Annotated in this window: 25 protein-coding genes and 1 pseudogene; 13 read left to right on the top strand and 13 right to left on the bottom strand. The window is 53.0% G+C overall.

What is annotated here, in order from left to right; genetic code table 11:
- Positions 1-69 precede the first annotated feature (69 nt).
- From CRO05_RS09595 to CRO05_RS09620, 5 genes are all read left to right on the top strand, one after another.
- Positions 70-522 (top strand): hypothetical protein, encoded by a 453-nt coding sequence (locus CRO05_RS09595; protein ID WP_235001375.1) that lies wholly within the window; start codon positions 70-72, stop codon positions 520-522.
- Between the two features lie 621 nt (positions 523-1,143).
- The gene (locus CRO05_RS09605) at positions 1,144-3,108 is read left to right on the top strand and encodes an ATP-dependent DNA helicase (RefSeq protein WP_097067001.1); all 1,965 of its coding nucleotides are present in this window, start codon (positions 1,144-1,146) and stop codon (positions 3,106-3,108) included.
- A gap of 182 nt (positions 3,109-3,290) precedes the next feature.
- Positions 3,291-4,004, top strand: a complete 714-nt coding sequence (locus CRO05_RS09610) for a hypothetical protein (protein ID WP_097067908.1) — start codon at positions 3,291-3,293, stop codon at positions 4,002-4,004.
- Positions 4,005-4,163: 159 nt separating this feature from the next.
- Positions 4,164-4,853, top strand: coding sequence for a DUF2238 domain-containing protein (locus tag CRO05_RS09615; protein ID WP_159462719.1), 690 nt, complete (start codon positions 4,164-4,166; stop codon positions 4,851-4,853).
- Positions 4,850-5,470: a DUF2238 domain-containing protein gene (locus CRO05_RS09620; protein WP_097067003.1), complete on the top strand. Its 621-nt coding sequence runs from the start codon at positions 4,850-4,852 to the stop codon at positions 5,468-5,470. The genes CRO05_RS09615 and CRO05_RS09620 overlap by 4 nt, the downstream gene beginning before the upstream one ends.
- 1,395 nt (positions 5,471-6,865) lie before the next feature.
- Here the strand turns inward: CRO05_RS09620 and CRO05_RS09635 are convergent.
- The 3 genes from CRO05_RS09635 to CRO05_RS09645 form a co-directional block, all read right to left on the bottom strand.
- The gene (locus tag CRO05_RS09635; RefSeq protein ID WP_097067005.1) at positions 6,866-7,807 is read right to left on the bottom strand and encodes a hypothetical protein; all 942 of its coding nucleotides are present in this window, start codon (positions 7,805-7,807) and stop codon (positions 6,866-6,868) included.
- Positions 7,808-7,875: 68 nt separating this feature from the next.
- Entirely contained in the window at positions 7,876-8,094 is a 219-nt protein-coding gene (locus CRO05_RS09640) for a hypothetical protein (RefSeq protein ID WP_097067006.1), read from the bottom strand.
- 13 nt (positions 8,095-8,107) lie between these two features.
- Positions 8,108-8,974 carry a S8 family serine peptidase gene (locus CRO05_RS09645; protein ID WP_097067007.1) on the bottom strand — a complete coding sequence of 289 codons (867 nt, stop codon included), beginning with the start codon at positions 8,972-8,974 and terminating at the stop codon, positions 8,108-8,110.
- Positions 8,975-9,204: 230 nt separating this feature from the next.
- Here CRO05_RS09645 and CRO05_RS09650 point away from each other — a divergent pair, with 230 nt between their 5' ends.
- Both CRO05_RS09650 and CRO05_RS09655 read left to right on the top strand, forming a co-directional pair.
- Positions 9,205-9,501: a hypothetical protein gene (locus CRO05_RS09650; protein WP_097067008.1), complete on the top strand. Its 297-nt coding sequence runs from the start codon at positions 9,205-9,207 to the stop codon at positions 9,499-9,501.
- Positions 9,502-9,684: 183 nt separating this feature from the next.
- Complete coding sequence (locus tag CRO05_RS09655) at positions 9,685-9,981, top strand: hypothetical protein (RefSeq protein ID WP_097067009.1); 297 nt, start codon at positions 9,685-9,687, stop codon at positions 9,979-9,981.
- Between the two features lie 215 nt (positions 9,982-10,196).
- Here the strand turns inward: CRO05_RS09655 and CRO05_RS09660 are convergent, their stop codons facing one another.
- From CRO05_RS09660 to CRO05_RS09675, 4 genes are all read right to left on the bottom strand, one after another.
- Positions 10,197-12,062 carry a long-chain fatty acid--CoA ligase gene (locus CRO05_RS09660; protein WP_097067010.1) on the bottom strand — a complete coding sequence of 622 codons (1,866 nt, stop codon included), beginning with the start codon at positions 12,060-12,062 and terminating at the stop codon, positions 10,197-10,199.
- A 381-nt stretch (positions 12,063-12,443) separates the two neighbouring features.
- On the bottom strand, positions 12,444-13,346 hold the full coding sequence (locus tag CRO05_RS09665) for a tyrosinase family protein (protein ID WP_097067011.1): 903 nt from the start codon (positions 13,344-13,346) through the stop codon (positions 12,444-12,446).
- A complete protein-coding gene (locus CRO05_RS09670; RefSeq protein WP_097067012.1) occupies positions 13,343-13,819 on the bottom strand; it encodes a hypothetical protein in 477 nt (158 codons plus the stop codon). The genes CRO05_RS09665 and CRO05_RS09670 overlap by 4 nt, the downstream gene beginning before the upstream one ends.
- Before the next feature lie 94 nt (positions 13,820-13,913).
- Positions 13,914-14,657: a hypothetical protein gene (locus CRO05_RS09675; protein ID WP_097067013.1), complete on the bottom strand. Its 744-nt coding sequence runs from the start codon at positions 14,655-14,657 to the stop codon at positions 13,914-13,916.
- Between the two features lie 319 nt (positions 14,658-14,976).
- Between CRO05_RS09675 and CRO05_RS16120 the strand changes: the two are divergent.
- Positions 14,977-15,060: pseudogene (locus tag CRO05_RS16120) on the top strand (hypothetical protein); the annotation flags it as partial.
- A 44-nt stretch (positions 15,061-15,104) separates the two neighbouring features.
- Here CRO05_RS16120 and CRO05_RS09680 read toward each other — a convergent pair.
- Together CRO05_RS09680 and CRO05_RS09685 are read right to left on the bottom strand one after the other, a co-directional pair.
- Complete coding sequence (locus CRO05_RS09680; RefSeq protein ID WP_097067014.1) at positions 15,105-15,524, bottom strand: hypothetical protein; 420 nt, start codon at positions 15,522-15,524, stop codon at positions 15,105-15,107.
- A gap of 14 nt (positions 15,525-15,538) precedes the next feature.
- Positions 15,539-16,399: a hypothetical protein gene (locus CRO05_RS09685; protein ID WP_097067015.1), complete on the bottom strand. Its 861-nt coding sequence runs from the start codon at positions 16,397-16,399 to the stop codon at positions 15,539-15,541.
- Between the two features lie 79 nt (positions 16,400-16,478).
- Between CRO05_RS09685 and CRO05_RS09690 the strand changes: the two genes are divergently transcribed.
- Positions 16,479-17,666 carry an esterase-like activity of phytase family protein gene (locus CRO05_RS09690; RefSeq protein WP_235001376.1) on the top strand — a complete coding sequence of 396 codons (1,188 nt, stop codon included), beginning with the start codon at positions 16,479-16,481 and terminating at the stop codon, positions 17,664-17,666.
- A gap of 80 nt (positions 17,667-17,746) precedes the next feature.
- Here the strand turns inward: CRO05_RS09690 and CRO05_RS09695 are convergent, their stop codons facing one another.
- Together CRO05_RS09695 and CRO05_RS09700 are read right to left on the bottom strand one after the other, a co-directional pair.
- Positions 17,747-18,670: a universal stress protein gene (locus tag CRO05_RS09695; RefSeq protein WP_097067016.1), complete on the bottom strand. Its 924-nt coding sequence runs from the start codon at positions 18,668-18,670 to the stop codon at positions 17,747-17,749.
- Positions 18,671-19,053: 383 nt separating this feature from the next.
- Entirely contained in the window at positions 19,054-19,863 is an 810-nt protein-coding gene (locus tag CRO05_RS09700; protein ID WP_097067017.1) for an OBAP family protein, read from the bottom strand.
- 187 nt (positions 19,864-20,050) lie between these two features.
- On the opposite strand from CRO05_RS09700, the gene CRO05_RS09705 reads away from it, so the two are divergent.
- The 3 genes from CRO05_RS09705 to CRO05_RS15860 all read left to right on the top strand — a co-directional run bounded on the left by CRO05_RS09705 (position 20,051) and on the right by CRO05_RS15860 (position 22,472).
- Positions 20,051-20,386, top strand: a complete 336-nt coding sequence (locus tag CRO05_RS09705; RefSeq protein ID WP_097067018.1) for a DUF2007 domain-containing protein — start codon at positions 20,051-20,053, stop codon at positions 20,384-20,386.
- Between the two features lie 62 nt (positions 20,387-20,448).
- Positions 20,449-21,423: an aldo/keto reductase gene (locus CRO05_RS09710; RefSeq protein WP_200814354.1), complete on the top strand. Its 975-nt coding sequence runs from the start codon at positions 20,449-20,451 to the stop codon at positions 21,421-21,423.
- A gap of 455 nt (positions 21,424-21,878) precedes the next feature.
- Entirely contained in the window at positions 21,879-22,472 is a 594-nt protein-coding gene (locus tag CRO05_RS15860) for a DVUA0089 family protein (RefSeq protein ID WP_181319752.1), read from the top strand.
- Positions 22,473-22,645: 173 nt separating this feature from the next.
- On the opposite strand, the gene CRO05_RS09725 is transcribed toward CRO05_RS15860, so the two are convergent.
- Positions 22,646-24,877 carry a TonB-dependent receptor gene (locus CRO05_RS09725; RefSeq protein WP_235001377.1) on the bottom strand — a complete coding sequence of 744 codons (2,232 nt, stop codon included), beginning with the start codon at positions 24,875-24,877 and terminating at the stop codon, positions 22,646-22,648.
- Between the two features lie 232 nt (positions 24,878-25,109).
- Between CRO05_RS09725 and CRO05_RS09730 the strand changes: the two genes are divergently transcribed.
- Positions 25,110-25,364, top strand: coding sequence for a hypothetical protein (locus CRO05_RS09730; protein WP_097067020.1), 255 nt, complete (start codon positions 25,110-25,112; stop codon positions 25,362-25,364).
- A gap of 227 nt (positions 25,365-25,591) precedes the next feature.
- Here the strand turns inward: CRO05_RS09730 and CRO05_RS09735 are convergent, their stop codons facing one another.
- Entirely contained in the window at positions 25,592-26,008 is a 417-nt protein-coding gene (locus tag CRO05_RS09735; RefSeq protein WP_181319751.1) for a hypothetical protein, read from the bottom strand.
- Positions 26,009-26,386 lie beyond the last annotated feature (378 nt).

Here is a 26,386-nt window from a genome sequence, read left to right on the forward strand (position 1 = left end):
CTATATTTGTGGGTCCGGACTTCCCTAATGCATTTGGCCCCGTCAACTCGGTTTGTCAGCAGGTGTCGTATGAAAACAAGAAGGTTTCTGGCGATAGTATCGATGGTGTCCATACTCGGTTTTTTGGCTTCATGTGCGCCGATGAGTCCTTATGAGGCAGTCAATAGTCCCACTCTTCGTAAAACCGTTCAGAACGCCAGAACACGCAGCGACCATGATGCTTTAACGCGGCATTTTGAAAACCTGGCTGAAGAAATGCGAATTAAAGCGGCGGAGCAAAAAAAATTGCTTCAGCATTATGAGGAAAAAAGTTATCTATACGGTAGACAAGCCCAGGATCGGCAATCCCATACATGGGCTTTAATGGTCAGGTATGAGCAAGCGGCCAAGACAAGCCTGAGTAAGGCTGCCTCACATCGTCAAATCGCAGCGCAACTCGAGCCGGACGTTTATACTTCTCCTGACCGTCAAACAGCCGAGGCGGTTGACGATACCACCAACCTCCGCTTTGGAAATAACTGAAACAATGTAAAACAACTGAGGTAAGCGTAGCGAAAAACCGTTTTTACTCTTCTTAAATCCCCGTAAGGCAAACCTCCTATGGCGAGGGCAAATCAATCAGCCCGTCGCGAGGAAGCCGTTAATCAACGATATGAAATCAGTCCGGCTAATCTGTAGGGAAATACCATTATTGGTAAAGAGATGGCTCCCGCTAATAATTCTTGTTATCTGTACGATATTGAGCATCGCTGCGCTGAACGGACTGGCCAGGAATATCGCGCAGAAAAGGGATGTTCTCAGCGACCCCTTATGTAATCGGCTTTGGAAAAAGACATATCACATCGGGCATACATCTCATGCAAAGGACGATAATAAAAAAATGAGGAAAGGATTAAAAACCAGTTTTCTGGAAAAGCGTTTCCTGGGAGAGCCCCTCGCAACACAGCTGACTTACCTGCGCGAGAGGTCGGGGTCGCGATATTTCGTTGTGTGTTGTGATGAAAATACATTGCCCATACCTGTCAACTAGGTTAGACACGCCCAGGAAGTAGTTCCACAAACTGGCAACAGCAATCGGAGCTGTTAGGCAGTGCCTTACTCAAGACACTGCGTTATCATGGCGGCAGTTATCCCAGCTTCCCCATGCCTAATATCGATTCTTTTTTTTCCGCCGCTGGCTCCCTCGCCCGCACTGTGCCTGCCTTCAGCGTTCGCGCGCAGCAACTGGAAATGGCGCAGGCGATAGCGGAAACCATTGCCGCAAATTCGATTCTCGTTGCCGAGGCTGGCACCGGCACAGGCAAGACCTTTGCGTATCTGGTTCCAGCGTTGCTGGCAGGCGGAAAGGTGATCATTTCCACTGGCACGAAAACGCTGCAAGATCAGCTTTTCAATCGCGACATCCCTACCGTGCGGACCGCCCTCATGGCCCCGGTCACCGTGGCTTTATTGAAAGGACGAGCCAATTACGTCTGCCATTATCATCTGGAGCGCACGATACACGATGGACGCACCCTTCCCAGCCGCGAAGAGGTGAAGTATCTGAAGCTGATCGAGCGCTATGCCTCTGTCAGCAAGACCGGGGATAAAAGCGGACTGAGCGAAGTGCCGGAAAATGCCGCGGTCTGGCAGCAGGTGACCTCCACCCGCGACAGCTGCCTTGGTTCGGAATGTTCCCATTACAAGAATTGCTTCGTTATGGAAGCGCGCAAACAGGCACTTTCAGCAGATGTCGTGGTAGTCAACCATCATTTGTTCTTTGCTGACGTCATGCTGCGTGATGAAGGACTGGCTGAGTTGCTTCCCACTTGCAATACCGTGATATTTGACGAAGCTCATCAATTGCCTGAAACGGCCAGCCTGTTTTTTGGCGAATCGGTGAGTACCAGTCAATTGCTGGAGCTTGCTCGTGATGCGGTGGCCGAAGCGCTGCGGGGAGCCAAGGATTTTATCGCCTTGCCCCAGGCCATCACCGAGATGGAAAAAGCAGCGCGCGATTTCCGCCTGACCATCGAAGGCGAGAATACACGAATGCCGCTGGCTGCCATAATGAGAAATGCGAGATTTGGCGGCGCGCTGGATGAGCTGCTAAAAAAACTGGGTGCTCTGGTAGAGTTACTGGAGAGCCAGGCGGAGCGCTCGGACGGACTGGAAAATTGCTGGCAACGCGCTCGTGAAATCGCCGCCAGCATAAGACGCTGGCGCGATCAGGCAGAAACGGAAGGATTCGTGCGGTGGGTAGAAGTGTTCAGTCAGGCACTGCAACTCAATGCCACGCCGCTTTCCATTGCAGAAATATTCAATAAGCAGTTGAGCGGCGGGCCACCGCGGGCATGGATATTTACCTCTGCAACCCTGTCGGTGAAGGGCGACTTCACTCATTACAACAATGAAATGGGATTGACCGAAGGATCAAATTCCATGCGGTCGGCCTGCTGGGAGAGTCCGTTTGACTTTGCCAATCAATCACTGCTATATGTGCCAACTGGCCTGCGCGAACCCAATAGCCCAGGATATACCGAAGAAGTGGTGAAGGCAGCTCTGCCCGTATTAAAGAGCAGCCGGGGGCGTGCATTTTTCTTATGCACGAGCCTGCGGGCAATGAAGCGGGTCCACGAATTGCTGTTGGAGGCATTCAGGCAGGAGCAACTCGACTATCCCATATTGCTGCAAGGTCAGGGCTCGCGCTCCCACATGCTGGAGCGTTTTCGCAAAATGGGCAATGCCGTGCTGATCGGCAGCCAGTCCTTTTGGGAAGGCGTGGATGTGCGCGGCGAGGCGTTGTCGGTCGTGATAATCGACAAACTTCCCTTCGCTCCGCCTGATGACCCGGTGCTCGCGGCGCGTATCGACAAAATCAATAAAGAAGGGCGCAATGCCTTCATGGAATATCAACTGCCCCGCGCTGTTATCAACCTGAAGCAGGGAGCCGGGAGGCTAATTCGCGATGAAACCGACCGTGGCGTATTGATGATCTGTGATCCTCGTCTCATCACCAAACCTTACGGCAAGAAAATCTGGCAAAGCCTGCCATCAATGAAACGCACGCGCAACATCGCAGAAGTCGAAGATTTTTTTTCAGCAAAAGACGCCGTGGCGGGGGTATAAGACCGACACAGGCCAGGGCCAGCGATCGCACCTGAATCTTGCGATTTATCTCACTCTTTCCTTTAAAAGATAAAAAAGTACCAGCGCGGATAAGGCGTCAACCAAGGTCTGTCGTCGTCATGCTCTTCACTCAACTTCACAACAGGGCTGATATGCTCGGCTTTATTCGCTACGCGAGGATCATGTGGGCCCTTCTTGCCTGGCTGAGCCTCACGCATGAGGCACAGAGCCAAGAGAGCGACGCATCCGGCAACTCCCATAGCAGCAGACCTGAGCCGATGGTGTTTGACCTGGTGGATCCGCTGGGCGCGCCTAAAGGCGAATTCGAGATTAATACTTTGCTGGACTATTCAACGCGCACAGGCCAGCTTGAATGGTCGCCGGAAATAGAGTATTCCTTCGCTGACGGGTACGCGATCGAACTGGAACTGCCGCTCGAAAACACGTTATTGAAAGAGTATAAGGTTTCCTTGCAGGGAACCTTTGGCAAGCTTGACAGCGGCAGGATGATTCATGGCTGGCAAGCTATCGGTCGTCGAAAGAACGAGGAAAAAGCCTATGCGGCGGAGATTTTGTATTTGAACGATTATAAATTTTCGACGGGGTGGAGCATGATGAATATGCTTGGCGTCAGGCATACCACCCTTGGTAAATCCGGTGATTTCGTGGGCTTGCTCAATAACAGTTTGTTTTACAGTTATTCAAAACATCTCTCGATTGGAGTCGAATTGAATGGTGAAATCAGAGAACAGGAGTGGCGTTACCGGTTGACGCCGCAACTTCAATATGTCTTCAACAAGCAGGCAATACTCCAGCTCGGGGGAGGCCCATCTCGGCTGAATGAGGAAAAAAAAACGGATTGGCTGCTCACTTCACGCCTGATCTATAGCTTCTAGAGAAAACGCTTTCCGGGAACCTATCGAGGTATCCTACTGTATCCCACCGTACAGATTCAGCTGCCTGAACATCCGAAACTACAGAACGCGCTTAATTGCATGTAGCTTTTTTCCGATTATTAAAAGCGCATGCTGCTCGCATCGGATTTGCCGGGGCGTATGGCTCCGCTCGATGCCGTTCTCCTAGTTTTCAATGAACCGGGTCGCCGCGCCTTGCCAACAACTCCCCCATCATTTAGCCAAAACCGCTTCCTGCAAGTTGTGCTGGCGGTTTATGCGCTGGTCTGGATTGCCACAGCGATCAATCCGCTCGATTGGCTGGTGTGGGTCTTGGAGAATATTCTCGTCGTTGTCCTCGTTGCTATCCTCGTGGCGACTTACCGGCGATTTTCTTTCTCGAATCTGTCCTACCTTCTGATCGTGCTTTATCTCAGCCTCCATGCCATCGGCACGAATACCGGCTATGCGCAGACACCCATTGGTTTTTGGCTAAAAGAGATGTTCGACTTGAACCGGAATCCGTACGATCGAATCATACATTTTACATTCGGGCTGTTGCTCGCATACCCATTTTACGAGCTAATAGTCCGTACGAGCAGCCTGCGTGGCTGGGTCGCGCACTGGTCACCAGTCAGCATAATCCTGGCAGCGAGCGCCGGTTTCGAAGTGATGGAATCGTTCATCGCAGAGATTGTTAGCCCCGGAACCGGCCCGGCCTGGCTTGGCGCGCAGGGGGACGAATGGGATATGCAATTCGACCTGGCTGCCGCACTGCTGGGTGCGCTTGCGGTAATGCCCTTTACGTATTGGGAAGAGCGGGTCGCCGCCAGACTCGGTGGGCCCCCATGAATGGAAGACCTTTCCGGGAACGCAGGCTGCTCCATGTACTTTGCGCCTGCTATGCAATTGTATGGATCATCGCAGCGATTGATCCGGTGAAACGCAGCGATTGGCTGCTCGAAAATCTTCTGGTTTTCGCCTGCGTGCCGATGCTGATTTTCACCTATTGCCGGCTGCCGCTTTCGGATACTTCCTACATCCTCATTTTTTTCTTCCTCGTCATGCATACTGCGGGCGCACATTATACTTACGCAGAAGTACCGCTGGGTTACTGGCTAAAGGAAACGTTCGACATGCAGCGAAACCATTTTGACCGGATCGTCCATTTCATGTTTGGAGTTATGGCGTATCCGGTTCAGGAAGTATTCGTGCGCATCACAAAAGCACGCGGTATTTGGGTAATGCTTCTGCCGGCTGCAATAACAGTATCGTTCAGCGGATTTTTTGAAATCATCGAGGCGGTGATCGCAACACTAGTCAGTCCGGAGCTTGGCGCCGCGTACCTCGGGCTGCAAGGAGATGTTTGGGATGCGCAGAAGGACATGGGGCTTGCCGTGCTTGGGGCATTGCTGGCAGTGAGCCTTAAGCGCGGCCTGTTCAAGCCTGAAAACCTGGACGTGCGGTGATGCCGGTTAGCAAGCCGATAGGATGACAGCGCTAGAAGTACCTCTTACGTCACGAGCGGTCGCGAAGGTCTTTCACGCCCTTTTCCCCTGCACAATGATTACAGCAGAACATCACGCCGTTTTTCTCCAGACCATGCCCTATAATCCGCGCTCGGCAGTGCGCGCAGGTAGGTGCAAGCTTATTAATCGCACATTCGAAACTATCGAAGGTATAGGTTTTGCTTGCAGCGATCACCTGGAACGATTTGTCGTAGTCATTCCCGCACCCGTCACATTTTGGCATAAATCCCTCCGCTTCTGATATTAGTGAGAGCAGGCTGCCACCAAGGTGAGCAAATCCGGCTTTCCATGATTAAAATAAAAAACTTCCTCTTTTTCTTCCTGTTCCTTTTTTTGCTTTCTGAAACTTCCCTTAAATTTCCCTTGAAAGCCCGTTGAAACCCCTTGGAAACTTACGGTACCGCTATATGGACCGGATTCAGGCTATCGATGTAAAGCAAGGTATCCGGGGGGTCGGCACGTCATGAGTAATTCCAGAATAATCATCGTTCAAGCCATAGTCGGAGGAGCCTTCTTTTGAAGCTCTTTGACAGCGTTACCGGTCATATGCCATCTGCTATTCCAGGCCTGCGCAGCAGGGCTTGCACGACGACGACGGGCACCTGCGGAAAAATCAAAGATTGTCATTCCCTTGCTTCATCGAAACGCCAGGGCATTGACGGGTTCGCTGCATAAGATTACCGGGTAGCCAAAAAAATCCCTTTCGCATCTGCAGTTTTCCAGGGGATGCGTCTGGCGCGAGGTACAGAAAAACCTTCCTCGTGACGGCACATATCCGCAGCATGTCATTACCGGAAAAATATCGAACCGGAATTGCGCAATCTGACTCGGCGAAACCTGGGGCGAACTCGATCCGCCATGACCGGTCTTCCCTCGGTAAACCCGCATGGACGGACCAAGCGAAGCTTCTGCGTTGAATTGTGGCATGTTCATTTCCTGTCTCCTCATCCTCTCTTCAAAGTATACATACGCTAAAAAACCCGTTTCAATCCACAACGAAAGGTCGCTCGGGTTAGGCAGAACAGGGCCTCTGACTTCCGTCGGAGCATTGCCTGACACCCACACAAGGACCACAAGTCGGACGTGGATTGCATTGACTGCGGCAGGCGGGACCACACTGAAACGGTGGAATACCTTCCTGAATGCACTCGCGGAAGCATTCCACAAAGCAAGAGGGATTATCGGGGTCGAGTTGCGCGGGATGTACTTTTCTGCCAGTTTGGCGGGTCGTAGCTGTCATGTGATAGGGATTGATTGTCTTATAAAGTGCAACCTCAGCTGTAAATCCAGGCATGTTCGCGGTATTCATTTTTGTACCTCCTCAGTTAATGAGAATTAACGATCATAGTAAGGCGACATCTTGGTAACCAGGAACGGAAATTCCTCGGTTACATCCACGCGGACAAAGAATTTCTCGATGAAATCGGTGTTGCGATTGGTGTAAGAGAGGATAACCTTGTAAATTTTGCGTGTGCTGCTCAATGATGAAGGGATAACCTCCACTCCCGTGAGCGAACAGTCGTCGCCATATTTTTCCGCCGTCTTTGCATAAATGGACGGATAACGCATGACCAGGTAGTTCAACGCACGGTGCTCGTCGGTCATCCCGGCGTTATCCGTCATTTGCATGATCCTGTCGAACAATTCCTCCGCAGCTGGACCGAATTGCTCATCAGCGATCTTCTCCGGCTTGGGGATGGCTTTGATGAGCGCATCGCGGCCGAAAGAATAAATCTGGTCGAAGACGACAACAGGTACCATCAAGCCGTTACACATTTCCGGCGGGGCAATAGGACCACGCAAACCGATGACGACATCAATGTCGTTGGGAGCCGGTGCGGGGCGGATGGCGTCCACCAGCATATCAATATCCCCTGGATCGCGCGGCTGAAGCAGGTAGGTTTCCAGGCCCTGTATGGTCATCACCCAGCATAGCTGGCGCACCAGGTAGCGGTTCTGACGTTCGGATAAAACGGCATGGAAAGCCTGTTGATCAGTCTTCCCCGCAGTATCCGTCCGGCCTGTTGCTTGAACAAATTCCTTTTCCGCAGCCAGATTCGGGAAACGCGCTTCAACCCGGCCGATAGCATAGACATATGAGATCATCCCGATATCATTGGGACTCATGCCTGCCGCACCGCTGCAACCACAGGTTCCGTCGCCCGTTTGCGGTGAGATCGTAGCGTTTGAACGAACCTCAGGCGCAGCAAAGCGCTCATTACTCTCATTAACCGGTTGATCCATCTGCTGTTCCATTGTTTCAGCTTGTTCATTCATATTTTTCTCCTCCTTGGGTAGACGTTAACATAACCATAAACTCGACAATCCGGATTCACGAGCTGCGCTTATTTTGATCGTCGATTAATGAAAACCAGCCAGCGGTCAAGCGCAGCTGCTCGGCGTGCACAGCCTCGGCAGGGCTGTATCCCAAAAAAGGAGGTCGCTCGTTTAACCGCATCGCCAAGCCCGATCTCCTCATCGGCAATAAAGCCAGGTAGACGGACACGATGGTGCAAATGCTCTGCTTTGTCAGGAGAACCATTTTTTTCGTTTGTTTTTGTCATGCTATTTATCTCCTCACATGCCTGCAATCAGGATTTGGTAGGCCGCCGCCGCATCCAGCAGAGGCGGAACTATCGAGGCTCTCCGCCGCATAGACGCTTTTGTAACAGCGAGTTTGATTTGCGCAGCCGTTGCAGCGGGGAATTCTGACCACAGCAGTGCAATGGCACCCGTCACAAACGGTACGGCAACGCTCGTGCCGCCGAGCGTGAGCGTTTGGCCGGCGGGGCCCAAGCTGGTGATATTGTCGCCGGGTGCGCTCAAACCTCGCATACCAATCGAACCACCCAGATTCGATTCGTTTATTGGTCGGGCGCGCAGATCGCAGGCGACCACCGGGATGACCCAGGGATGACGGGTAATGGCTGAACTTCCCAGAGTGCCCTGATTGCCTGCTGCCGCGACTATCATCACTCCGCGTCTGAGGGCTTGGTTGAACGCATCCTCCAGTGCGTGTTCTCCTTTGGTGGAAGGTTGAGAAAGGGCAAGGCTCAGGTTGATTACTCGCGCGCCTGCGTTGATACATTCAAGGACGGCCGCGGCCAGTTCCTGTGGCGTTGCATTTGGCATACGCTCGCGCCCAAAAGTTTTCTCGCTAAAAATGGGACGCACAAGGAGGGTACAGTCGGGGCAAATGGCAGGCGCCCTCGAATTCCGCTTCCCGGATAGGATGCCCGCTATAAAGGTTCCGTGCAGGCATGCCGAACTGTCAGTTTGCGTGCAGGTGGCTGCGTTTTGTCCGGGAATCTCCTGGAGGCCCTCCCCTGCCAGACCGGCATGTTGAGTGAGAACGGGTCCGTCGATGAGTCCGATCCTCACATCAGGATTGCCTCTGCTGCGTTCCATCAACGCTGTGAGCTTGACTAATTCGGTAGGGAGCATAGGGGTATGTAAATACCCTCAATTCCTGACCCGTTCAGTACGCTATCGAACAGAGTGGTCTCGGACCGCCCCGGACCAGGACAGCAGTAACTCCGTGTGCCAGCGCACAGAAACCGAACAAGGTGGAGATTACACTGTCCAGTAAGTGCCAAAGCCGGATCCGGCGCTGTTTTCGTTACCTTAATACACAGTTAAGCCCGCAACTCTTAACACGATGGAGGCTACTTATTATGACCTACCTAAAACCTGTTCTCACTGCGGCAATACTCGCCTTTGCGCTTGCCGGCTGCGAGTCCAAGCAAGAAAACCAACGGGAAGAGGCGTTGGAAAAGAAAGCCGATACAATGGAACAAAAAGCGGATGTGGTACGTGAGCGAGGAGAAGCAGCAGCAGACCTGGCTGAAAAGAAAGACCCGGGGATGGATACTAGTGCAACCGACCGCGCCGCTGAGGCTGCCCGCGAAACGTCTGAAAGGAGCGCGGATCAGTTGGAGGAGTACGCGGATCGGACGCGTGAGAAAAAATAACGACTAACCTGATCGAGTTAGCGGTGCGCCGACCCGGAGCACAATTTGCGGGTGTCAAAGACCTGCCGGATTTCTTAAGCCGCAAACAGCCTCATCCATTTTTCCTTCGCGTATGCCGGCGTATGCAACAAAGCTGCAGTCGTGATTACATTGTTCACTTTGGAACTGACCGGAGATGACATCATGAACAATCTGAAACCTGTTCTCATCGCGGCAATACTCACCTTTGCGCTTGTCGGCTGCGAGTCCAAGCAAGAAAACCAGCGGGAGCAAGCGGTCGAGAAGAAAGCCGATAAACTGGAACAAAAAGCGGATGTGACACGCGAGCAGGGAGAAGCAACAGCGGACCGGATTGAAAAGCAAGACCCCGGTATGGATACTCACACTACCGACCGTACCGCTGATGCAGCTCGCGAAGCAGCGGAGAAGCGTGCAGATCAGATGGAAGAGCAGGCGGCTCGCCTGCGTGAACAAAAATAACGGCTGATCAAATCCTTGTCAACTCCGTGCAATCCGGTGGGTGGCGAAAGCGCGTGATCGTCGTATGGGCACACTTTCGCTTCTATTTCTATTACTGCTTCTATTGCTTTTATCGAACCTTACCGAAAGGATTTGCCAAGTTTGCTACTAAGCAACCGCGCGTTGCTCATGGTAGCAGGATAGGTTAAAACACGCGTTCGGGCGCGGCTTTAGGATCATTCAGGTTTTCTATACAATTCGTCGATCTTGTCGGCGAAACGTTTCTCCATTTCAGAACGCTTCAGCTTTAATGTCGGTGTCAGGAGGCCGTTTTCCACGGTCCACGGCTCCAATGTCAAATACACGGCGCGAACCCGGGCGTATTTTGGAAAACTGTGCAAGGCGGCCTTGATTTTGTTCAGTGCGGCGCCTCGCACAGCTGAATTCGCGAGGGATTGGGCATCGTCCTTCAGGCCGAGGCTCTTCGCCAGATTCGCCCACTCGCGCTGGTTCAGCACCAGCAGCGCAGCCAGGTGGGGTTTCCCTTCGCCTACGACCATCGCCTGGTCGAAGAGTGAATCCTGGACGATTGCCATCTCCAGATCGCCTGGCGGGACTTTTTCCCCGCTCGATGTGACTAGGATTTCCTTGAGCCGGCCGCAAATGAATACATGGTTTTCCGAAATGCGTGCCTGATCGCCGGTATGAAGCCAGCCTTCCGAATCGATTGCGGCGCGTGTTTCTTCCGGCCTGTTCCAATAACCGAGCATGATTCCGGGGCTGCGCACCAGCAGTTCGCCTTCATCACCAATGCGAATTTCAACCCCCGGCAATGCCATACCCGCCGATTCCGGAATGTTGTCGTCCAGACGATTGGCTGCCAGCACAGGCGAGGCCTCGGTCAGGCCGTAACCTTGTACCAGCGGCAGCCCTAGTCCGATGAAATATCGTGAAACATCGCCATAGAGTGGTCCCCCGCCGCTTACCGCAAGCCGTAACTGACCGCCGAGATGCGCCAGAACCTTTTCCGCTACCAGCGGGCGCAACACTGACCAGGCGAACCGGTACGACCTGCGGGGCTGTTTCTGTCCCTGCCGGTGCTGCCCGGCGGTAAATCGGTCCCATCCGATCGTCATGGTCCAGTCGAGCAGCCGCGTGGCGAATGGTCCTTTCTCCTGCACTTGCCGACGCATTTTGGCGCGGATGCCTGCGAAAATCTGTGGCACCCCGATAAGTATACGAGGACGCACGGAATTCAGGTCCTCAGCGAGATCCTTGAGTGAACGGGCATGAGCGACGCTGCTGCCGGCCATTATCGGCACATAGTAGCCGACAGTGCGTTCGAACATATGCGAAAGAGGCAATAACGAAAGATAAACATCTTCGCGATAGCCGGGTATGGCTTTGAGCACTGCCTCCGCGTTCCAGAGGATATTGTGGTGTGAGAGCATTACTCCTTTGGGTTTGCCGGTTGTGCCGGAAGTATAAACAAGCGTGGCAAGCGACTGAGGATCGGCTGAGCGGAATTCATCAATATCAGCCTGAACGGCGTCCTGGCCCTTGACCTCCCCTGTGGCAGACTGATTGGCTTCCGCAAGCCAGTCGTCCACCCCCTTCAGCACTCTCTCGTTATCAGCATTGCCGGCGGGGCGCTGCACGCATAACACTTTCCCCAGCCCAGTCAGATCGGCGCACAGCGGAGCAAGCGTTTCCCACCGACTTTGCGTCCCTGTCAGAAGCAGACGAGCCCCTGAGTCCGCCAGGATATAAGCAATATTGCTTTGTGCGTCCGATGGGAAAAGCGGCACCACAACAAGTCCCAAAGCCATGGCAGCCTGATCGAAACATACCCATTCCACCGAGTTGCGCAGCAGGACCGCAACCCGATCGCCGGGAGCGAAATTCTCCTGCCGGAGGGCTCGCCTCCAGCGTTCTACCAGCACGCCCATTTCCCGCCAGGTATGGGCCCGCCATTCCCCGGTGTCGGCATCAAACTGCCTGTAAGCGGGGGAGTCGGGGGTCCGTTTGATGCGCAAAGCAAACAGCCCAGGCAGCGTCCCCGCCTCCGTGCATGAAATGATGTCTGTCGTTTGCGATGCCACGGGTCAGGCCTCCTGACAGTACTGAAGAGTTACGGGGTTTTTGTGCAATTCGCCGGGAAGTGCCCTTCTCCTCCTTCGTTCTTGGGCCTTCGCATTTATTCATGATAGATTAAATTGCGGGAACCGCCATTTTTCCGGGAAATGCGGCAAAGACATACTTGCTGAAAGGGGCTACTAAGATGGGGCCAGTGCCTTTTTCAAGCTGAACAGCATCATGGGGCCCATGGTCAAAGCGGATTTTTCTTCATTCAACTTTCTTCGACAACTTCCGATGAGCTATAAGGGAATGATAAATTAGCCGTGTCTAGAACACGTGGTCAAACGGTCAAAAGGGTGCGTGAAACTTGATTCACCACGCATCCCACTTCGCCAGGCATTCGATCAAGTTTGCAGTTCTGTCAGATCGGAAACCGTGTCGTACTCGTAGTATCGTCGGTAGTCGACCATATCGCCAGGCGTGACAGTGTCCTCGTAAATGCTGTAAAGCGCGTCGTCTACCCGATGAAACTGGAGTGTATCCGGCGCGCTCATATCGGGTAAGTACGGTGAGTCAGGGTGCCTCTCCTGCCAGGCCGCCCAGATCCGATCCACATTGCAATGATGCAGGAAGAATACCGGATCGTTCGGCGATGATGATAACGACATGTCTCCCCCTACCCATACATGTACGCTATTGTGAATGCGCTCATTTCCGATCCAGCCTTCGAGAAGGTTGCGCACGCCCCCTGGCGAAGATGAGCTAAACGGTGAGGTGTCATAAGCCGCCTGGTCGCGGATGACCATTCGTACTCCGGTTCGGGTAGGAAGCCTGCCCGCATCGCCAAGGGCACGTTGCAGCGTTCGATCCGTTCGTCTCAAGTCACCTGTCCTCAGGCTCATTTCCAGACGAACCCGCCAATCCGAGCCGGCAAATTGTCCGAGATTGGCATTGCTCCATATCGGTGACGTGACAGGTTCGGGAAGTTCCGCGTCGGCGTTCCAATCCCAGTATGGAATCCTGAACTCAATGTCGTCTACTGCCTGCCGCAGTAATCCTTCGAGAGTGATAAGGAAATATCGGTGCCAGGGCAAAAACGACGGGCCGGAGTGTGCGGCGTTGCGGTCGCTTTGAGTGGGCGGGGTCATCAGCATCATCGACTGGTGGTGCCAGAAAACGAACGAGTCGTAGATCGACAATCCGTCCTGGCCCGGCCACGGAAACTGCGCGGGGTCTTTAAGCCTTCTTACCCCATCGATGTACTTCTGAGCAGCGTCGGCGTCAGTGAGGAAGTTGCGGCGAATCATTGGTTACCTCCCCCGTGACTATGATCACGGTCGTGGCCCTGATCGGGATGTGAATCAGATTCGGAAAACGCATCCGGGTAAGCGTCCATAACCTGTTTCATCAAATCCACGGCGGAAGCATAAGTTACGAATGGCGTTGCATGCGTGAAAACCTGCCCATCCTCATCAACGGACAGGTGCATATCCGCCGGTTTGCCATCGACCTCGACGCGATAGGTGGTGATAATCTTGATAGTATGTCCATTATGCGTGAGCTCGCGCACGCTCGTGGCCTCGTGCTTGCCGTGGGGTGCAAGATAGGTTGGGAATTTTTTCTTCACCCAGTCCGGGTGGGACTGTGCGCCTTCCGTTGGCGAGTAGTTTTCTAAAACAGAAGTGTCCGGATTACCGGTCGAGTCACTTGGCTTTCGGACCGGCTTCGGCTCCTTGCCCTTTCCCGTGTGTCCCTTGGGGGGAGCCTTCTTTTTTTCCATGTCAGTTCCTCCATAAAGATAGAGAGAGGGGCAGAACCGTTACTATCCTTGTATCCCCACTCTCAGCGAGCACCCTTTTTCGATAACCCCATACTCAAAGAATAGGAATATATTCAGCAATACCGGCGAGATCCAATATCTCGTAACTGCGTTGCGCGCCGGGAGGAAACCCCCCAAAGCCCGAGGGCGCGTGCGAGAGGATACCCACGGTTTTGAATTCGTGCCGTGCCTCCTCTCCCATCCTGATTGGAGGCAAAACCAGCGCAAAATCCAAAAAACCCTCGTCGGCCATATTGGTCCTAAGTTTTACGGAAACAAGCGATCCCAGTACCGTTTTCTGCTGGGTAATCTCTTCTCCACGGAATATCACGTGGCCTTCGGGACCCGTATATTCAAGCTGCGGTTCTGCTGGTGATTCACTCTTTCCCCGCGGACCTTCCCCTCTGGGAAAAAAAACGACGCGTTTAACGTTTTCACGATCGCTGAAGGTAAAACGGGTGGGTTGTCGATCGGGATGACCGGATTCATCGAGCAATGCTGTTTTTGAATTTTGCGTAGCATGTATTCGAACTCCCTTGGCGCTCTCGGGTAAATTTTCCCAGAGATGCGCGACTTTGATGGGAGTAATAACCTGCGTCGCAGATCCTTCAGGGGGATCGGCAACGAAATCGAAATCGTAAATTCCATTGGGTGGCGGCTGAATGAAAATAAAGGGCTCCAACCTGGGATTGGTCCATCCGCCGGTGGGCACGGTGCCAGATGCGAGGATCCGCAATTTGGGCGGGAAGCTTTCCAGAACCGCAAGGTCGACTTCTACCACTTCCAAAACTTTTTCCATAATTGGTTTCCTCGAGACGGTTACGATGGGGTTATTTCATGGCGCGTTTCTACTTTTTAATCTTTCTTTATAGGTTAGAAAATAGAAAAAACAACTATATTTATGTTTTTTCTGCTCATGGGTTGCAAAAATAAATTGATCCACCGCCTCGGATTAGGGAGCAAACAATACCAAATTCATGCGGGCGGAAGTGATATCCAAGGATTTCCGAAGCAGCATGTGGCCGATTTGATCACACGGACGCCGGGCAGCGTTATATCAAACTGCCGATTAATTCACGTACGGCCACCACTATTGAAACCACGGCGCCAACGGAAACGTAGCGCCACCGGGCTCTTACATGCTCTTTGTAGTCAGTAATCAAGGGTTGCCATTGGAAGGGAACTTTTTGGCAATTTCGTAGAAGGAATCCTCCCGTAACGTATACCTGCCAACCACTTCAGGTAATTACTCACTCGGTTCCCCCGGGGTAGCAATAGCCTCGGCAGCGTCTTCCAGCGCGACTATTGCCCCGGGAATAGCAGCCGCATTGCCTGAGTAAACAGTGCCGGCCAACAGGACCAGTGCAGATGCGAGGTCAAGTGCCTGCTTGAGCGTTGCGATATGCTTGATTGCCAATTTGGCGCTTTCAACGCTGGACTGCAAGCGCGTGAGTGCAGCCTGACTATCCTGGAGGACCATACCTACCGCAGCGGTGTATATGCTGGAGGCGATATTCAGAAGCATGACTTCCCGTTCATCGAGTTCGTCCCATTGCGCTTTACTCAGGCAGGACAGATTGCTGATGCGCCAGTCTCCCAGCGCGATCGCCGTATCGCGAAACTGGTTGCCCAACTCAAAAGCATCATCTGATGTCAGTTTATCCACGCCCTACCTCTTTTTCATGGCGAACCGCCAAGCAAATTCCGGTAAGCGCCTCGAAGCCCGTCTACATACGGCTTTAGCTGCCGGTCGAACTCCTTATTGCCGACCATGTCCCGATTGTCATATAGATACTGATGGCCCTGGGCGATCTTTTCCAATACTACGTCATAGCTTCGAGCACTCTGGATCCGGCTATTAACACGGCCAAGTGCTTCTGTCCTGGCTTCCTTTGCGAGTGCCATTGCGACGGGTTCCACAGGATTATCCGGCGCAAGCATGAAATTATCATAGTACCGTCCTACCAGTGCGGATTCGATCTGTAAATCCGCAATCATGCCCTTCATCACGATCTTTCGCGTGGCGCTGATCACATCCTGGAGCGGTTGATTGCCATCATGGATCAGTTTCCTGATTTCATGCAGCCTGTACACAGTCGTCACTGCACGTGCGAGAATGATCGATAGCGCACCAACCGCCTCTTTCTCATCATGGGTCAGCAGCGTTGCCTTGTTGAGGTCGCTGCTCAGGTCCTTGAGTGATCTGTCGTACGGTCTGACGTCGCCCGTAGCAAGACTATTAAGGCCCTGCATGTAATCTGTTACGGATTGCTGGAGCAAATCCAGGCTTGCTCGCTGCGCTTCCCGGCGCACTTTCTGCGCGTCCAGTCCGGCATGGAATTTCTCCGGCTGATACTGCTTGCGTCGGTCGAGTGCGCCGATATAGTCCTTTGTAAGCGCACCATGGCTGGCAGCGTTCGAAGAAAGCGACGCAAACGATTTTACTTCCTTGAAACTGGCACATCCGGAAACCGCTGACACCAGGAAAATTGTAGCCAGTGCCTGCAGGTACCTTCCGCTTGTATGAGAGAAACAAATCATATGTTATTACCTGTGACGCTCACGCCTGAGGGGACCATTGTGGCAATGTTTCTATAATTTTAATAACAGTGAAAATCCCATGCTCATGAGAATAATTCCTCTGGCGGCTACAGCGTTGGCAATAAGCTTCAGTGCCGCTGCCCCCCTCCATGCTTCCGGGGATTCCATCAACTTCGGCCTGAGCTATATCGGCCACCAAATCGTGCCCAACAAGACACGCTTCAATGGAACCACTGTCGGGGGTTTATCCTCGCTGGACTATAACCCTGCGACCGGCCGTTACCTGACCATCAGCGACGATCGAAGCAAAACCGGTCCAGCGCGCTTCTATGAATTGTCTCTGGACTTGTCTCAATTCCAGTCTTCTGCCGTACCAGGCATGGCGGGCGTAATCTTCCATACCGTAACCACGATTCAACAGGTCGATGGGGGTGCTTTCGAGAAACATTCCGTGGACCCCGAAGGCATGCGTTTTGATTCGGCTCGCAATAAAATTTACTGGTGCGACGAGGGTCAGCGCAGCGTATCCGGTTTCCGGAGTCCGGCGGTACGCGAGATGAATTCCGATGGCAGCCACAGCCGTGAGTTCAGCGTACCTTCATACTACGCTCCGCGCGGCTCCAATATTGGAATACTTCCCGGCGACAATGGCATATACAACAATCTGGCGTTCGAGAGCCTTGCAATCTCCGTCGACGGCGCGACTCTATACACCGCTACTGAAAACGGCCTGGTTCAGGACTCTCCGCCTGCCACCATTCTCACCGGTTCCCGTTCGCGCATCCTGTCGTTCGACATTGCAAGCGGAAAATCGGGCGCGGAATATATTTATTATATCGAACCGGTTGCTTTCGTCACCGCGACGCTTGGAGGTTTCGCCACCAATGGGTTGTCAGATTTCATCGTCATCGGAGACCGCCAGTTCATTACTGTCGAGCGTTCCTTCGCTTTGGATGCGGTCATACCCGGCGGCGCCTCAACCGGTTTTACCATCCGGCTGTATTATGCCGACGCGCGGGATGCTACCGATGTTTCCGGCATGGAGTCTCTTGCGCGTCAAAGCATTCGGCCCGTAAGAAAAACGCTCCTGGTTGATTTATCGCAAGTCAAAAATAAGGATGGCTCCGCGCTGGCGCTAGGCAATATCGAAGGCATCACCCTGGGTCCGAGGTTTAATGGCAAAAACACGATTGTCCTGGTCGCCGACGATAACTTCAACAAACACCAGTTGACCCAGTTTATCGCGCTGGAAATCAATTCTGATTGATGCAAATTCAGAAAACGGTGCATGTGCTTCGCCTATTGTTGCTTCTACACCCCTGGTCTACCGAGGATGCCGCTCCCCGGTCACAAGCCTATCTCACCTGACTCCATCCAGGGCGGCGCGGGCACAATCAGAACATCGCAAAAACATTGCTCCATGACATGTCGCGAGGCGCTCCCCAGCAACAATTCCTCGAAGCGGGACTTTCCATGTTTTCCCAGCACGATCAGATCCGGCTTCATTGACTTGGCATGGTCGCAAATAACATGTCCAGGATGGCCGAATTTGACGACACGGAAAAATGAGCGAGAGCCGGGCTCAAGATCCGCTACAAACTGATTTAATTCGTGCCGGGCGTCTTCACCGGCTTTAACATGATATTCATGGATGATGTCATGAGCGACGTTTACATACTGCATTTGCTCTTCCAGCACCACATCAAACACATGCAGAAAAGTTATATGTGCATCAGGCGCAAAGTTTAGAGCCGTGTGGGCGGCACGCCGCGAATTTTCAGAAAAATCGACCGGAACCAATACCTGACGATAGGCCTTCATGCTCTGGTTTTTCACCAGTAACATTGGGGTTTTACTCATGCGCGCCAATTTATCGGCAGTGTTGCCGAGAAAAAGGTCGGTAAAGAAGTTGCCCCCGTGCGCACCGATAACCGTTAATTCAGCAGATAACTCGTCTGCCCTCGCAACAATTTCCTCCACGGGCCGCCCAAACTTGACGTTATTGGTACAGTGGATACCATAATTATCGTGCAACTGCCCCGAAATCAGCCGCAGTTGTCGCATGGCGCGGTCGACCAGAACAGTTTCAGCTACGGTTGGTGCGCTCTTGAGAACAACCCCCAGCGCATCCGGCAAGCCAGCTTCCTTCACAGTCAATAACTCGACCGTACCGCACTTCAGTTCGGAACATAACATTGCGGCACGTATTCCGGCGCGGTGGGAAAATTCGGAAAAATCCGTTGCCACAAGAATGGTTTTAATAGCTGGCACGCGCCTCCTCCATGATTCTTTGTAAAACCCAATGGTGCTCTACCGCGCAATTCGTCAGGAAGCAAAAATATCTTCTGGCTGCGAATACTGGGGAATAAAGTCCGGTCTTTGGGTCAGGGGCTATTGTCATTGCGGTCGCAATCCCTCGACCGTTGAGTGTCACCCTGTGGAATTGAAGCTGGAGAGATGAGCATATCAAATTGCCTACCTGGACCGCAAGGCTCCTGGACCGGCCGACTTGCGGTTCGTAAGCCGAAGAAGCATTATCAGCGATTCTCCGCCTCGCCAGTTCGCGGGACGGCCCCTACAGGTGATTCTCAGGTTGGATCGCAGGATAAAACAGGGGAACGGAATAGAAGGGGATCACTACCAGTTTGAGCTATTTACTCATCTTTACCTGTATTTCTTTGATCGATAACACCGGGGATATCCTGCATGTGCCGGGCAAAGTTGCCTTTAAGGTCATCAACACCCGATTGCGGCCTGGCGTATTGTTTCAGGTCTGCGCGCTGCCTGCGCTTTTCAGCACTGTTTATTCCCATATTTTTATCCCGTTTTTCGATCAACCCCGGTACCGCTTCACCCTCGCGGTTGAACGACCATCCGAGCATCGGCTCGCCCAAAGGCAATTTATCTCCCGGTTTTCCTTCATAACCCGTATTCCAGACATGCCATGTCTTGCCATAACTGTTCATCTTCCCCTTCATCAGCGCTTTTTCCGCAGCGTCCGGAATATCCGGTGCGACGAGTTGTCCGGAAAGAATTTCGCCATTATGAGGGTGCCAATATTTTTTCTCCTCTTCCGGCAAGGCGGTAAAAAGCTTTTCGGAGATTATGTATTCGATGCCGTTCAGATTCGCATCCTTCGTATTGCTATCGAATAACGCGCACTGCGCAAAATCTTCATTGACCTGATGGCAGTAATGATGAGCCTCCATCTGGTCTTCCGGCGAGCCTTTCATGGGATGGAAGCCGACAAGGTAAATATCAAACCGTTCCAGCGGCGGACTGCTCTGCAAGAGTTTCGCCCCCGCTTCCAGCAGTCTCGTTTTCGGCGTTTTTGCCTCGCCGGGCGGTGCAGTGACAGGTTGCGTCAACTCCCGGGCAAAGGTGGCCGATACAAAAGTACCAGCGAGCGCTGCTAACACGCTTGCATATAAAATAACCAGAAGGTTTTTGCTCTCTTCGCTCATGATCTCCCCCCATGGTTCATCGCCTTTGTATTTTGCGAGATGCCATGGCGCTGGTAAGTACGTTAGCGCACGGAAGGTAGCACAGTGTTCTCGCAATTATCGCCAGGAAAGCCAAGGCCGTGCCCAGCGCGCAAATCAGCAGGTTCTTCTGTTGCGCCCAAGGAAGAGTTTGGGGATACTTGAGGGTATGAAGAAACTCTGCTCCGCCACTAATCTCATGGAAGCCCAGATCATGCTTGATCTGCTTGGGCATGCGAATATCGCTGCGCGACTGTTTAACGAACACGCGCAGGGCGGCCTTGGGGACATCCCTTTTACGCACGCTTATCCTGAGGTGTGGGTAGTCCGCGACAGCGACTTTGAACGGGGTCTGGCGATCATAAGGGATTTTGAGAAAACGCCGACCGAAAACCGCGTCGTATTCTGCCGTGCATGCGGTGAGGAAAATCCACGCAATTTTCAACTATGCTGGCAATGCGGCGCGGGACTTGAAATCGCGATATCGAATGCAGGATATCGCTGATACATCGCATAGGTGGAAGTAGCGGTTCGGTTCTTCAGCAGCAACACAGAAAGGAACTCATCATGAATGAACGTTCCCTCGGCCTCATCCGCAAACGTCCGCTTGGCCGTACTGGCTTGGAAATCGCACCGCTGGTATTTGGCGGCAACGTATTCGGCTGGACTGTCGATCAACAAACTGCCTTTATGCTGCTGGATCGTTTCGTGGAAGGGGGCCTTAATGCCATAGACACCGCAGACGCCTACTCCACCTGGGTGCCGGGTAATCAGGGCGGCGAATCGGAAACAATCATTGGCAACTGGTTCAAGGCTTCACCCGCGCGCCGCGAGAAAATGGTCCTCATTACCAAGGTCGGCGCCCAGCTCGTCGAGGACAAGAAGGGCTTGTCGGCCAAACGTATCGCAGAGGCAGCCGAAAATTCATGGCGCCGCCTGCAGACTGATTATATCGACCTTTATCTGAGCCATCGTCCGGACCCGGAAACGCCGGTCGATGAAACACTGCGCGCCTATGAGAACCTCATCCGGCAAGGCAAGGTAAAGGCGATTGGCGCATCCAACTACAACGCCGTCCAGTTGCGTGAGGCATTGACAATTGCATCGAAACAATGCCTGCCGCGCTACGAAGTTTTGGAGCCCGAATACAATCTGTACGACCGCAGCGGCTACGAAGGGGAATTACGCGATTTGTGTATCGAGGAAGGTCTCGGGGTCATCACTTATTACAGCCTCGCATCAGGCTTCCTGTCCGGTAAATACCGCTCTCAGGACGATCTCGGGAAGAGCGTCCGAGGTCGGGGCGCCAGTAAATATCTCAATGACCGCGGCTTTCGAATTCTGCACGCATTGGACACCGTGGCGGGGGTGCACGGTGCAGCGCCGGCGGAGGTGGCGCTGGCATGGTTGATCGCTCGGGAAGGCGTTACCGCGCCCATTGCCAGCGCAACGAATGTTCAACAGGTTGACAGCCTGATCCGTGCGGCGCATCTCAGACTCTCTATCTCCGATACCGAACTGTTGAGTGCAGCCAGCGGATAGGAACTTGCAGAGGCCGTGCTTCACCGCCGAAATCACGGTCATCGAAAGATGTGCCGCTTACGTCGGATATTAGCAACAGTTCCGACTCTTTCAACGTGTAGTTATTGAAGGGATCGCACGGCATCATTCTCCCCGCTTTATCCTTGGCAAGCGGCACACTCGCTGGCAACAATTCCCCATTGATTCTCGGGTTCTCTTCTGTCTAAACGACCTGGTCATTTTCCTGGCCAGTACGCGCTTCATCACGAAACCGTAATCGCCGGGGAAAAACCCGGGCCGATGTGTCGACATACCTTACACTTTCCTCGTCAAGTCTAATAAATCCCTTCAAATCCAATGAGTAAAGATACGGAACAAGTCTTGCTTAAAATTGAGAGCAGGAGGGAAAAACAGATGTTGACGTAACCCAGGCTTGTCACTGGTTTTTTCGTAACTGTATTCTTTAGGAGGCTAGCATGAAAACTTTTGGAGCAATAATTGCTATCAGCTTGACCGCAGGAAGCGCAAACGGAGCGGATTTTTCATTTGCCGGTGGGTTTAACAATGACAATGAAGTGCAGGAATTCAATTTCACCGTGGCAGAAGCAGTCGCGGACGTCACCTTGCGCACCTGGTCTTATGCGGGAGGAACAAATGCCCAGGGGACAGTAATTGAGCGAGGCGGGTTTGATCCCGTCGTTTCACTCTTCAATGGGTCTACCGGGGCCCTGATAGGTCACAACGACGACGGACATTTGATTCTAGATCCTGTTAACGGGTTCGGTTTTGATTCATTTCTGATGAGCAATCTTTCGGCTGGCAGCTACACTGCCACGGTGACGCAATACAGCAACTTCTCAGTTGGTGCATTGGCTGACGGTTTCGACGGCAGTGGTCGGACTAATTTTGGCAACCGGGATTCACATTGGGCACTGGACGTGCTGAATGTCGAGAGCGCTTCCCTTGGCGCTTCCTACATCTCCTCGCCAATTCCAGAACCGGAAACGTACGCCCTGCTGCTTGCGGGCCTTGGTCTTATCGGCTTCATGACCCGCTTCAGACGGGAATAACATTTGGCAACCAATGGGATCTGAAAAAAATAGCGGAACGCTTTCGCAAGAAAATCCGTCCCGCTGTTTTGCTAAGGTACGCTAGCGGCTTCTGCCCCTGTCATGCCGTTCAACATGAAACCGTTTTTTCTATCGTAAGGTTCTGAGTCTAAACATCATATGCCGCACGCTCCTCAAAAAGTATAACTTGCATTCAAACCCACCATCACATGCCGTCCCGGTGCGGGTTCATAAAAGCGCCCGTTGCCTTCATTTACAATCACCGAACCGACATATCCGGTACCGCTGACATTATCCACGCGCACAAATTCGCTGAGCTTCCAACGGCCGATCCGGTGCGAGTAGACGAGCCGAACGTTTGCCATGGCGTACTGTTTCGCAGCTTCGGTATTAGTATCGTTGACGAAAATTTTATCGCGATAGATTGCTTCCAGTACCGCTGAAAAACCCGGCAAGCCACGCCTCCAGGCCAGTTCTGCGTAAGCCGTGTTGCGGGGCACGCCGGGAAGAAAATTGCCTTCGGCTACTGTTACGAGGGGCGATGTAGCCCTTGGGCGGTAAGCGAAGGAATCCTGGAACTTGGCGTCAAGATAGGTATAAGACAAATAGGCGGAAACGTCGGTGCCGAAACGGTAGTCGGCTGAAAGCTCTATTCCGCGCCGTCTTGTGTCGGCCGAATTCTGGAAAGTGGTTCTGCCCCCGGAATTGGTAGCAGGCAGAATCTCATTGCTGACATGGGTCTCGAAAAGCGCCAGATTGACACGAGTATTATCCGTGGCCAGCCATTTGACCCCTGCTTCGACATTGCGGCTCTTGCTCGGCCGAAGCGCGAAATTGAGGCCACTCGCGCCGTCTGGCCTATAGGCGAGCTCCGTGAAAGTCGGTGTCTCGAAACCCGTGCCCCCGCTGACATACAGATTGAGGGTGGGTGCTGCTTTGTACAATAGTCCCAGTACGGGATTCACATTGCGAAAAGTCAGGCTACCGCTGTCATTGCCATTGCCCGTGCGGATAAAAAGATCCTCGGATTTGAATTTCACTTCCGTATGGCGCAGTCCAGCGGAGAATGCCCAGGCGCGCGCAAATTGCCACTCGGCCTGCGCATACTGGCTGAAACTGGTGACTGTGTCATTCTCGTTGCGGCGCAGGTTGCCCCGTACCCCCAATACCGTGCCGGAGAAATTCTCGAATCCCTTGCGCCGTTCCCTGGATGTCTCATAGTCGATGCCCGTGCTCAGCGTCAGCGGGCGCGGCCCGCTGCTGCGATACGTCCATCGCAGACCCAATCCCCCGAATTCGCGATCCAGATCGATTACGCCCCCGGAACTGGTAACCGGAATCTGCGCGCCGAGCGGCACGGCAAGAAACTGCTCGATCTGTCGGGTTCCTGCATACCCGATCAGCTTGACAGTGTTCGCGGCGGAAAATCTATGTTCATATACCAATCCGCCCTGCGTATTGCCGATACTCTTGCGAGTGTTGAAGTTGATGACGCTTGCATCAGCCTGGCGTGGATTCGCCAGCACCTGAGCACGCGTCAGTCCGAGAGGGTCCTGGGTATTGTCCTGGTGCAGTTCGTTAACCATCAACGTAAGCTTGGCATCGTGATTGAACCGGTAAGTCAGCTTGGCGTTCGCCTGGTAGCGGGTGGCAGCGCTATGTTCGCGGTAGCCATCCGTCTGAAAACGCGAAACATCGACCACGTAATTGAACGGCCCCGCAGTTCCGCCTGTTCCATTTACGCCGCCTGTTCCATCCGTTCCGCCGAGCGTGCCGCCCAGCTTGACCTCCCCGCGAATCGTGCCATAGCTGCCGCCAAGCACCGTGCCGGATAGCGTGGTTGCCGCCGGGCCATCCTCCGTGAATGCCTGTATCACCCCGCCTGAGGCATTGCCATAGATAGCCGAGAACGGGCCGCGCAATACTTCGATTCGTTTGGTCGAACCGAGATTGATATTGGCCGCCTGACCCTGACCGTCGGGCATGCTTGCGGGAATGTCATCGACGACCATCCGTATGCCGCGAATGCCGAAAGTGGAACGCGCCCCAAAGCCGCGGATTGATACCTGCAGATCCTGCGCGTAATTTTGCCGGTTTTGAATAACCAGGCCGGGAACGCGAGATAGTGCTTCAGAAAGATTGATCCGCGGTTGCGCTTCCTGGATAACCGGCGCTTCAACCACGTCGATGGACATGGGCAGCAAGAAACTCGACTGTTCCATGCGGGTGCCGCTAATGACGACAGGATTGAGGATCGGCAGGGTGCCAGCCGGTGCTGCGTCTTGCTGGACGACTGGTGGAGTGACCGACTGGACGCCTGTCTGCGCTATGGAGGGGCCTGACACCGATACCAGAATAGGCAGGAGAACGACAACGACTACCGGAATTAGGCACGGCGTTTTCAATGACTTTCGCTTTTTACGCCGATATATCACAACATGATAGCTGTACTTTTATACATCCATCAACATTCGCTATGGAGGCAGTTTGCTCAGGCTTATGAACTACCGCCACTATCGCAGCTAATGGCTATTATCTGGTAACGTGGGTCAATGGAAAGGCCCGGAAAACGCGGACGCTTTACAGCCAATCGCAGTTAATATAGGATTAAGTCTCATTCGCATATGGAGACAAACCATGACAATTCCGGCATTCACTGATACTCAAATTCCTGACGCCTATACAGACGCATTGAAAGCGATTGTCACCGCGCTGGGCTGGCAAATCGACCCTGTACGTCTCCATGCGGATCTTCAGGCAATCGCAAACGTTACAAGAAGAGGCGGCCACGGGGCATCGGCAGGGCTTATAGATGAGCTCGCACATACCGTCGAGGCCAGGCTCCTCACCACGAAGGCAAGCATTGAGCGCACGGCGATTCCTTTTCGTTGACCGTCCTGACTGGCTGGAGAGTAGCCAGAGTAGCGCAACCTAGCCGGCGAGGGGCCAGCCAAAGCCGAACAGAATTGCGAGCATTGATTCCTTTTCATCATCGCAGCAGACGCCAACTGTTATTCGCATCCGTGAAACGGAGATGGTGTATTTAGAACACGTGAAGCACGAATAACCCAACGGGATTGAATTGCCGGGTTACGCCATGCTAATGATCCGACGAATCGTTAATACATCTGACCAGGGGCTGGTGTGAGTGGCGGCGCGATAGGAGTAGAGGAAGAGGAAGAGGACGAAGAACTTTGCTCTGCCCTCTGCTTTCCAGCAGCGGCTTCTTTATTCATCTTCTCCACCGCATTATTTATTCTCGCCTGCTCCGCGGTTGCCGCCTGATTAATAGCTGAGCTGTCGGCATTCGCTTCTTTGACCATACAGTCGTGGTAAGCCTGTATTTTTTCCTGCCAGGCATTTAGCGTACCAATGCTCCGATTGAAAGCATCGGCGCTGCTTGAGTCGATAACAGGCGCTTCAGGCATGGCGCCGCAGCCGCTTGGCGACCATTTGCCGCCTTCCAGAACACCAGCATTTACCGCAAATGTGGTAATGAGCGCGGTAGAAGCGACAAGAAGAATGAATGGTTTCATAAGCTATTGCCTCCGTATAGTTTATGGGAATATCGCTTGATGGCTTAATCTACTGATCCGATCCGAATATTCTTAGCTTTGGCAGCGACACAAAATGAGTTTGCTCAAAACTGGATACATTCTTCTGATCCTTAAGCAATAATATAACACTGCACCGGACAATCGATATCGGCTTGGATGTCGCAATCGTGCTCGGACGTACAATAGATTATTTGGCAATCCAGCGGTTTGGGTCGCCACTCCAAATACCCTGGAATAAAGCATGCTCTGAACTTGTACTCATCGCAAGAAAATATTTCCCGCCTTTGCACTTAATGCCTCGGTCCACACGACCAGGGCGGGATGCATCTTGGTAAATCGCTTTCTGTATAGGGAAAT

Source organism: Nitrosovibrio sp. Nv4, assembly GCF_900215485.1.
Classification (GTDB): Bacteria; Pseudomonadota; Gammaproteobacteria; order Burkholderiales; family Nitrosomonadaceae; genus Nitrosospira.